Annotated in this window: 8 protein-coding genes and 1 pseudogene; 4 read left to right on the forward strand and 5 right to left on the reverse strand. The window is 75.4% G+C overall.

Annotated elements, in window-relative coordinates; all coding sequences use genetic code 11:
• Window positions 1–158: 158 nt before the first annotated feature.
• Window positions 159–2,123, reverse strand: a complete 1,965-nt coding sequence (gene acs, locus E4P41_RS20105) for an acetate--CoA ligase (protein ID WP_135143001.1) — start codon at window positions 2,121–2,123, stop codon at window positions 159–161.
• A gap of 188 nt (window positions 2,124–2,311) precedes the next feature.
• Here acs and E4P41_RS20110 point away from each other — a divergent pair, with 188 nt between their 5' ends.
• On the forward strand, window positions 2,312–3,019 hold the full coding sequence (locus E4P41_RS20110) for a (2Fe-2S)-binding protein (RefSeq protein ID WP_135143002.1): 708 nt from the start codon (window positions 2,312–2,314) through the stop codon (window positions 3,017–3,019).
• Window positions 3,020–3,443: 424 nt separating this feature from the next.
• Here E4P41_RS20110 and E4P41_RS20120 read toward each other — a convergent pair.
• Window positions 3,444–4,424, reverse strand: a pseudogene (locus E4P41_RS20120) (S-adenosylmethionine:tRNA ribosyltransferase-isomerase); the annotation flags it as partial.
• 11 nt (window positions 4,425–4,435) lie between these two features.
• Complete coding sequence (locus E4P41_RS20125) at window positions 4,436–4,981, reverse strand: SDR family NAD(P)-dependent oxidoreductase (protein WP_245177522.1); 546 nt, start codon at window positions 4,979–4,981, stop codon at window positions 4,436–4,438.
• Between the two features lie 211 nt (window positions 4,982–5,192).
• On the opposite strand from E4P41_RS20125, the gene soxR reads away from it, so the two are divergent.
• The 3 genes from soxR to E4P41_RS22835 all read left to right on the forward strand — a co-directional run bounded on the left by soxR (window position 5,193) and on the right by E4P41_RS22835 (window position 7,111).
• Window positions 5,193–5,663, forward strand: coding sequence for a redox-sensitive transcriptional activator SoxR (soxR, locus tag E4P41_RS20130; RefSeq protein WP_135143003.1), 471 nt, complete (start codon window positions 5,193–5,195; stop codon window positions 5,661–5,663).
• 84 nt (window positions 5,664–5,747) lie between these two features.
• Window positions 5,748–6,674, forward strand: coding sequence for a 4,5-DOPA dioxygenase extradiol (gene ygiD / locus E4P41_RS20135; RefSeq protein ID WP_209307823.1), 927 nt, complete (start codon window positions 5,748–5,750; stop codon window positions 6,672–6,674).
• Between the two features lie 62 nt (window positions 6,675–6,736).
• Window positions 6,737–7,111 carry a DUF222 domain-containing protein gene (locus tag E4P41_RS22835; protein ID WP_209307824.1) on the forward strand — a complete coding sequence of 125 codons (375 nt, stop codon included), beginning with the start codon at window positions 6,737–6,739 and terminating at the stop codon, window positions 7,109–7,111.
• A gap of 51 nt (window positions 7,112–7,162) precedes the next feature.
• Here the strand turns inward: E4P41_RS22835 and cobA are convergent, their stop codons facing one another.
• Together cobA and E4P41_RS22840 are read right to left on the reverse strand one after the other, a co-directional pair.
• On the reverse strand, window positions 7,163–8,422 hold the full coding sequence (cobA, locus tag E4P41_RS20145; protein WP_135143004.1) for a uroporphyrinogen-III C-methyltransferase: 1,260 nt from the start codon (window positions 8,420–8,422) through the stop codon (window positions 7,163–7,165).
• A 73-nt stretch (window positions 8,423–8,495) separates the two neighbouring features.
• Window positions 8,496–8,663 (reverse strand): nicotinate-nucleotide--dimethylbenzimidazole phosphoribosyltransferase, encoded by a 168-nt coding sequence (locus E4P41_RS22840; protein ID WP_245177520.1) that lies wholly within the window; start codon window positions 8,661–8,663, stop codon window positions 8,496–8,498.
• Window positions 8,664–8,766 lie beyond the last annotated feature (103 nt).

Here is an 8,766-nt window from a genome sequence, read left to right on the forward strand (position 1 = left end):
GAGCGGTCGGGTGGGCTCCGCGTCGTCGGGGACGGCAGCTGGCGGGGGGTGGTCGGGAGGAGTGGGGCCCGGAGGGTCCCCGACGAGCGGTCGGGTGGGCTCCGCGTCGTCGGGGACGGCAGCTGGCCGCGGTGTCGGCCGGTAGGCCGACGATGCGCTCAGTCCTCCGACGAGCTGGCCGGCAGCTTGTCCTTAATCAGGTTCATCACCGAGGAGTCGGTGAGCGTGGTGACGTCGCCGAGCTCGCGGTTCTCCGCGACGTCCCGCAGCAGCCGGCGCATGATCTTGCCGGAGCGGGTCTTGGGCAGCTCCTGCACGACCATGATCTGGCGCGGCTTGGCGATCGGGCCGATGTCCTTGGCCACGTGGTTGCGCAGCTGCTGGATCAGCTCGTCGCCGGAGTCCCCTTCCCCCTGTTGCTCGGCGTTCCCGCGGAGGATGACGAAGGCGACGATGCCCTGCCCGGTGGTCGGGTCGCTGGCGCCGACGACCGCCGCCTCGGCCACCGTCGGGTGCGCGACCAGGGAGGACTCCACCTCGGTGGTCGAGATCCGGTGGCCCGACACGTTCATGACGTCGTCCACCCGGCCCAGCAGCCAGAAGTCGCCGTCGGCGTCCTTCTTGGCGCCGTCGCCGGCGAAGTAGACGTCCTTGCCGAACCGCGACCAGTAGGTGTCGACGTACCGGTCGTCGTCGCCCCAGATGGTGCGCAGCATCGCCGGCCACGGCTCGGTGAGCACCAGCAGTCCGGTGGTGTCGTCGCCGAGCTCGTTGCCCTCGTCGTCGACGACCTTGGCCTTGATGCCGGGGAACGGCGTCTGCGCCGAACCGGGCTTGAGGTCGGTCACGCCGGGCAGCGGGGTGATCATGTGGGCGCCGGTCTCGGTCTGCCACCAGGTGTCCATGATCGGGCAGCGGCCGCCCCCGATGTTCCGGTGGTACCAGAGCCACGCCTCGGGGTTGATCGGCTCACCGACCGAGCCGAGGACGCGCAGACTGGAGAGGTCGAAACCGGCCGGGATGTCCTCGCCCCACTTCATGAAGGTGCGGATCACCGTGGGCGCGGTGTAGAGGATGGTCACGCCGTACTTCTGGACGAGCTCGAACCAGCGGCCGCGGTGCGGCGTCTCCGGCGTCCCCTCGTAGATGACGCTGGTGGCCCGGTTGGCCAGCGGCCCGTAGACGATGTAGCTGTGGCCGGTGACCCAGCCGACGTCGGCTGCGGTCCAGTAGACGTCGGTGTCGGGCTTGAGGTCGAACGTCGCCCAGTGGGTGTACGCCACTTGGGTGAGGTAGCCGCCGGAGGTGTGCAGGATGCCCTTCGGCTTCGCCGTCGTCCCCGAGGTGTACATGATGTAGAGCGGGTGCTCGGCGTCGAAGGCCTCGGGCGTGTGCTCGGGCGACTGGCGGTCGACGACGTCGTGCCACCACAGGTCGCGGCCCTCGGTCCACTCGACGTCCTGCTCGGTGCGCTTGACCACCAGGACGTTGCGCACGCTGTCGGTCCGGCTCACCGCGTCGTCGACGGCGGGCTTGAGCGCGCTGGGCGCCCCACGGCGGTAGCCGCCGTCGGAGGTGATGACGAGCGTTGCCTGGGCGTCGGTGATCCGGCTGGCCAGCGCGTCGGCGGAGAAGCCGCCGAACACCACCATGTGGACGGCACCGACGCGTGCGCAGGCCAGCATCGCGATGACCGTCTCCGGGATCATCGGCATGTAGATCGCGACCCGGTCGCCGGCCTGCACGCCGAGCTCGACCAGGGCGTTGGCGGCCTTGCAGACCTCGTCCTGGAGCTCCTTGTAGGTGATCGTCCGGGTGTCGCCGGGCTCGCCCTCCCAGTGGTAGGCGACCTGCTCGCCGTGGCCGGCCTCGACGTGTCGGTCGACGCAGTTGTAGGCGACGTTGAGCCTGCCGCCGACGAACCACTTGGCGAACGGCGGGTTGGTCCAGTCCAGGACCTCGTCCCACTTCTGTGCCCAGGTCAGCCGCTCGGCCTGCTCGGCCCAGAAGCCCAGTCGGTCCTGCGCGGACCGCTCGTAGACGTCGGGACCCACGTTGGCCTCCGCCGCGAGCTGCTCCGCCGCCGGGAACCGGCGGCCCTCCAGCTCGGTCGACTCGCTCATGCGACCTCCTCCTGCTCCCGGCGTCGTCGACGCCTGATTCCTGTTCCGTGGTCGCGTCCGGCGCCGGCGCGACGCAGCGTGCTCTCCGCCACACCGTATGGCCCCCGCGGCTCCGCGTCTGCCCGGTGCAACGTCTGCGCAGCGGGGCCGGCGGCGGCCGGCCGTCGGAGGCGGCCAGACTGGCCTCCGTGACGGCGGAGTTGCAGGCGGCGGTGGCCGCTCGGGTGCCCGGTGCCGCGGCGCTCGGCCTGCTGGCGCCCCCGTCCGCGGCCGCCGTCCCGGCCGCGCTGCTCGCCGACCCGGACTGGACTTCGGAGCGGCTGGCCGGGCTCGCCGCGCGGTACGCCAGTGGCGACCGGCGGGTGCTGGCCACCGTGTGGTGGTACTCGGCGTCGTCGGTGCTGCTCACTCCGGCGCTCGCCGGGCTGGCCACCGGGTTGCCGCTGTCGGCGCGGCTGGCCGACACCTCGCTGGCGGTGCTGGCCGGCGGGACGCCGGTCGCCGCGACGTCGTCCGCGCCCGGCGGGGATCCGGCCGCCGAGCTGCGAGAGACGCTCGACGACGTGGTGGACGCCGTGGCCGCGGCCGGCCGGATGCGACCGCGGCCGCTCTGGGCGATCGCCGCCGACTCGCTGGCCAACCGGCTGCTGGCGCTCGGCCGGGCGCTGGGGGACGAGCGGCGGGTGACCGGGCTGGCCGCGCCGCTGGCCGCCGCCGTCGGGGCGCCGCTGCCGGTGCCCCGCTACGTCCACGTCGCCGGGGTGCGGTTCACCCGTCGGGTGTCGTGCTGCCTGCTCTACCGGCTGCCGTCCGAGCCGCTGTGCACCTCCTGCCCGCGCCGGCCGGAGGTCGAGCGGGAACTGCTGCTGGAGGACACCGCCGCCCGGATGCGCTGACGCACCCGTCGCTGCCGGAGTGCGGGCTGGACCGGCACCTGCGGCACGGGCCAGGCTGCGGCATGGATGCGGACAGGAGCAGCCGGTCCGCCGACCCGGTCGTGGTCCCCGGCGTCGTCGGCCTGGAGATGCGACGGGCACAGCAGGTCGCCCAGAACGCGGGCGTGGCGCTGGCGCAGCCCGATCCCGACGGGCCGCCGCTCGGGGCGCTGACCTGGCCCGGCGAGTACGTGGTCACCTCCCAGTCCCCGGCTGCGGGATCGGTGGTGCACCGGTGGGACAGCGTGGTGGTCGGGTTCGCGGCCGCCGACGGCACCGCCGGCGACCGCGAACCCCGGCGGCCGACACCGCACGCCCCGCCCGCGGCCGCACCGCTCGACGCGGACCACTCCTGACAGCCGTAGGGCAGGAAGAGCATCGTGTCGCCGAACTCGTGCCACAGGTACTCCCCGGCCGCGGCCCGCGCGTAGGCCTCGTCCACCAGGTCCCGTCCCGCCACGGCCTCGAGCAGCAGCAGGTGGCTGGCGTCGGGCGCGTGCAGCCCGGTGAGCAGCCCGGTGACGGCCCGGGCGGGGCGGTCGGGGCCGAGCACGAGGTCGGTCCAGCCGGCGGCGGGGCAGGTGGCGCCGTCCTCCCCGGTCGCGGTCTCCAGCGCGCGGGTGACCGTGGTGCCGACGGCGACCACCCGGCTCCCGGCCCGGCGTGTGGCGTCGACCAGCCGGGCGGTGACCTCGGGCACCCGGTACCGCTCCGGCGCCGGCGGCTCGTGCAGCTCGGGGCTGGAGACGCCGGCGTGCAACACCACCGGGACGACGGGGACGCCGCGGGACAGGAGAGGCACCAGGAGCCGGTCGGTGAACGGCCGGCCGGCGCTGGCGTTCTCCGCGCTGCCCGGCTCGGTGGCGTAGACGTTCTGCGCATCGGTCAGCGGGACGGGGGCGCTGAGGTAGCCGTAGCGGATCGGCGTGCCGTACCGCCGCAGCGCGTCGGCCGCGGGCACCCACGGGTCGGGGCGGGCGCGCCACAGCCGCGATGCCCGCGCCGGTTCCGGGAAGCCCTCGACCAGCCGGAGCCGGACGCCGCCGGGCAGGTCGAGCACCGCTCCGGGCTCTCCGCCGCGGTCGGGGCCGTCGTTGTCCGGCCGCCGCAGCTCCACCACCCAGTCGCCGTCGTCCAGCGACGTCGACACGTGCAGGGGGGCCGGCGTGCCGTCCGCCCGCCGGACGTCGAGGCGCGCGGGCAGCGTCGCCGAGGTGTTGACCACCACGAGGTCGCCGGGCTCGAGCAGCTCGGGCAGGTCGCGGAAGGTGGTCTCCACGATCTCGCCGGGCCGGACCGCCATCAGCCGGACGCCGTCGAGGGCCAGGCCGCGGTGCTCCGGCGGCGCAGCGGCCTCGGCTCCCATGAGCCGCGCGGTCACCGGCCGGCCTCCGCGGGAACGGCCAGCTCCGCGGCCCGGTAACGACCTCTGGGCAGATCCTCGTCGACCAGCCGCAGCAGGGCCGGGACGGCGGACTCCGGCGCCGGCAGGCCGGTCGCGTCGGGGTCGGCGGCCCGGTGCATGTCGGTGGCCATGTCGCCCGGGTCGACGGCGTAGACCCGCAGCGCGGGGTGCTCGACGGCGAGGACGGCGGTCAGCCGGTCCAGCGCCGTCTTGCTCGCGCCGTAGCCGCCCCAGCCCTCGTAGGCCTCGACGGCGGCGTCGCTGCTGACGTCGAGCACCACGCCGCCGGCCCGCTCCAGCACGGGCAGCACCGCCTGGAAGAGGGCCAGCGGGGCGACGGTGTTGACGGCGAGCACCCGCTCCAGGGCCGCGGCCGGCAGGTCGGCGAGCCGGGGCAGCGGGGTGGGGCCGAGGTCGCCGGCGTTGTTCACCAGCAGGTCCAGCCGGTCGGGGACGGCGGCGGCGAAGGCGGCCCGGTGGCCGGGGTCGGCGACGTCCCCGGGGACGGCGGTGACCAGGTCGGGACGGGGGAGGGCGGGGAAGGACGGCGACGGAGGCCGCCAGCCGGGCGGGGTCGCGGCCGTCGACGACGAGCCGCCAGCCCCGGCGGCCGAGCGCCTCGGCGAGGGCGGCGCCGAGGCCGCGGGAGGCGCCGGTGACGAGTGCGGTGGGAGGTGTCATGGCGCTACCGCCTGACCTCAAGTGGACTTGAGGTCAAGGGGAGGCGTCGTGGACGGGCTGCTGACCATCGGGCAGGTGGCCGCTCGCTCGGGGGTGGCTCCCTCCGCGCTGCGCTACTACGAGGCGCAGGGCCTGGTCACGGCGTCCCGCACGGCCGGCGGTGCCCGCCGCTTCCCGCGCAGCGTGCTGCGTCGACTGGCGTTCGTCCGCGCCGCCCAGAACGCCGGGCTCTCCCTGCCGGAGATCCGCGAGGCGCTGGCCACGCTGCCCGACGGACGGACGCCGTCGGCCCGCGACTGGGCCCGGCTCTCGGAGAAGTGGCGGGACCGGCTGGACGAGCAGATCCGGGCATTGGTGCAGCTGCGGGACGGGCTGTCGTCCTGCATCGGCTGCGGCTGCCTGTCGCTGACCCGGTGCGCGTTGTCCAACCCCGGCGACGTCGCGGCGGCGGAGGGGCCGGGGGCGCGGCGGCTGTCCCCGGCGCTGCGGCGGGTGCCGCCCACGTCGAACGCGAGGTGACCACGGCGGACCGGGTCCGGTCTCGCACGTCCTCCGGGTGCGGGAGATGATCGTCGGCGGGTCACCGCGAGGGGAGGGGTCCGCATGACCGTCATGCCTGCCGCGTTCCTCGGTCACGGCAACCCGATGAACGCCCTGGAGGAGAACCGCTACACCCGGGCCTGGCGCGCCTTCGGCCAGGCGGTCCCGCGGCCCCGGGCGATCCTCGTCGTCTCGGCGCACTGGTACGTGCATGCGACCGCGGTGACGGCGATGCCGCAGCCGCGCACCATCCACGACTTCTTCGGCTTTCCGCGCGCGCTGTTCGACGTCCGGTACGAGGCGCCGGGGCTGCCGGAGCTGTACGAGGAGGTCGCCGACATCGTCCACCCGACGTGGGTCGGTGCCGACGTGGACAGCTGGGGCATCGACCACGGCGCCTGGTCGGTGTTGCGGCACGCCTTCCCGGACGCCGACGTCCCCGTCGTGCAGCTGTCGGTCAACGCGCTCGAGCCGGCCGACCACCACCTGCAGCTCGGCGCCGCGCTGGCACCGCTGCGCGAGGACGGCGTGCTGGTGATCGGAAGCGGCAACGTCGTGCACAACCTGGCCGGGGTGAGCCGCGCGATGCCCGACGCTGGGTTCGACTGGGCCCGCCGGTTCGACGACGGGGTCCGCGAGCTGATGCTCGACGAGCCGGCCGAGGTGGCCCGTCTCGACGGGCATCCCGACTTCGACCTCGCCGTCCCGACGCCGGACCACTTCCTGCCGCTGCTGTACGTGGCCGGGATGGCCGGCGCGACGGGCACGGCGGCCGAGGTGCTGGTCGACGGATACGCCCACGGCTCGCTGTCGATGACCGCCTACACCGTCGGCATGACGCCGCTCCCGGCCGACGGCAGTGGCTCCGCCGCGCCGCGCCCGGTCCGGCCGCCGCCGGACGGCGCCGACAGCTGGGGCCCGCGCGGCCGGGGCGGACCGGTCCGTCACCGAATGGGCGACCGCGTCGTCGTCGCCGGGAAGTCGTGCTGATGGCGTACCGCAACTCCGGACGAGGAGGGCGACCGTGCCGGCTGCCCGCGCCGCCTTCGCGGATGGAGTTCGACCGCCGCGGAGGCTGGAGCGCGGTCGGCATCCGCTCGTGTGCCCACTGGCTGGCCTGGCAGTGCGGCCTGTCGCCCGGTGCGGCGCGCGAGCACGTCCGGGTGGCCCGTGCGCTGACCGGGCTGCCGGCGACAGCAGCGTCCTTCACCGCCGGCCGGCTGTCGGTCGGGACGGCGCCCACCGGGTCGATCACCCGGCTGCTCTTGCCCGACCGGGCTCCGGACCTGCCCGACGCGATGCACGTCAACGGCGAGCGGGTGGATCTGGCCTACGTGGTCGGCGTCCTGCTGGGCAACTGCGACCCGGAACGCCGCCTCGCCGCCGGGAACGCCGGGGACGCCGGTCGGCTGGTCGCCGTGGCCTGACCGTGGCGCCGTGGGGCGTTCCCGCGGGAACGCCGGCCGCGCCCGTGCCCGTCAGCGCGGCTGGCCGACCTCCGCGGTCAGGCGCACGACCTCGCCGACCACCCAGACGGCGGGCGGGCGGATGCCCTCGTCGACCAGGGTCTGTGCCAGCCCGGCGAGCGTGGTGTGCACTGCGCGTTGCGTGGGCGTCGACCCGTCGGCGACGACCGCCACCGGCGTCTCCGGGGCCCGGCCGTGCTCCACCAGCGCCGCGGCGATCGCCGGCGCGGTGTCGACTCCCATGAGGACGACGATCGTGCCGCGCAGCCGCCCGAGCGCCGCCCAGTCGACCAGGGTCTGCGGATGCCCCGGCGGCAGGTGTCCGGAGACGACGACGAACTCGTGGGTCAGCCCGCGGTGCGTGACCGGGATGCCGGCCAGCGCCGGGACGCCGATCGCGCTGGTCACTCCGGGAACGACCTCGACCGGGACGCCGGCGGCGACGCAGGCCTCCAGCTCCTCCATGCCGCGGCCGAACACGAACGGATCGCCGCCCTTGAGCCGCACCACCCGGCGGCCGGCCCGGGCGTGCTCGACGAGCAGCGCGTTGATCTGCTCCTGCGCCATGTACCGGCCGCGCGGCAGTTTGGAGGCGTCGATGACCTCCACCTCGGACGGCAGCGAGGCCAGCAGCGACTGCGGCGCGAGGTGGTCGGCGACGACGACGTCGGCCTGGGAGACCGCCCACTGTCCCCGCACGGTGATCAGCCCTGGGTCGCCGGGGCCGCCGCCGACCAGGACCACCGAGCCCGGCCGCCTGCCGGGGACCTCCCGCGCCGCGCGGTCGCGGATGCTGCCGTCGGCCAGCCCGGCGAGGACGGCGTCCCGGACGCCGACCGCGCGCTGCGGGTCACCGCCGCCGTGCACGCCGACGACCAGGTCGCCCTGCCGGCCGACGGCCGGGGTCCAGACGCTGGACCGTGACCGGTCGTCGGCGCGGGCGCAGAACACCCTCGACCGCTCGGCCTCCTCGGCGACCGCGGCGTTGACCGCGGGGTCGTCGGTGGCGGCCACCGCGTACCAGGCGCCGTCGAGGTCGCCGGGTTCGTAGCGGCGGCGCACCCAGGTGACCGCGCCCGGACCGACCAGGGCCTCCAGGGCCGGGGTGACCTCGGGGCTGACCACGGTGACGCGGGCGCGGGCCTCGAGCAGGCCGGCGACCCGGCGGTGGGCGACCTGGCCGCCGCCGACGACGACGACCTGCCGGTCGAGCAGCCGCAGGCCGACCGGGTAGACGACCCCGCTCGCCGGGTCGACGGGTGTCGCGCTCACGGCCGCCCCTCGCCGGCGCTCGTCGCCACCGTGGGCGGCGCCGCTCTGCTCAGGCGGAAGCTCGCACGCTCGCTCACCGGGCCTTCTCGGTGACGCCGGCGGAGTCGAAGGTGGCGACCTCGCGCAGCGCCCGGCCGGCGCTGGCCACCAGGGGCAACGCCAGGAGCGCACCGGTGCCCTCGCCGAGGCGCAGGTCCAGCCCGAGCAGCGGGCGCAGGCCGAGGCCTTGGGTGGCGACCATGTCGCGGAGGATCTCGTTCACACCGCCGCCGAAGGTGTTGACGATGCCCTGCCGGGACAGCTGCTCGACCTGCCCGGCGAGCGCCGCGCCGGGCGACTAGATC

This window comes from Geodermatophilus sp. DF01-2, from assembly GCF_004571065.1.
In the GTDB taxonomy this organism is placed as follows: domain Bacteria; phylum Actinomycetota; class Actinomycetes; order Mycobacteriales; family Geodermatophilaceae; genus Geodermatophilus.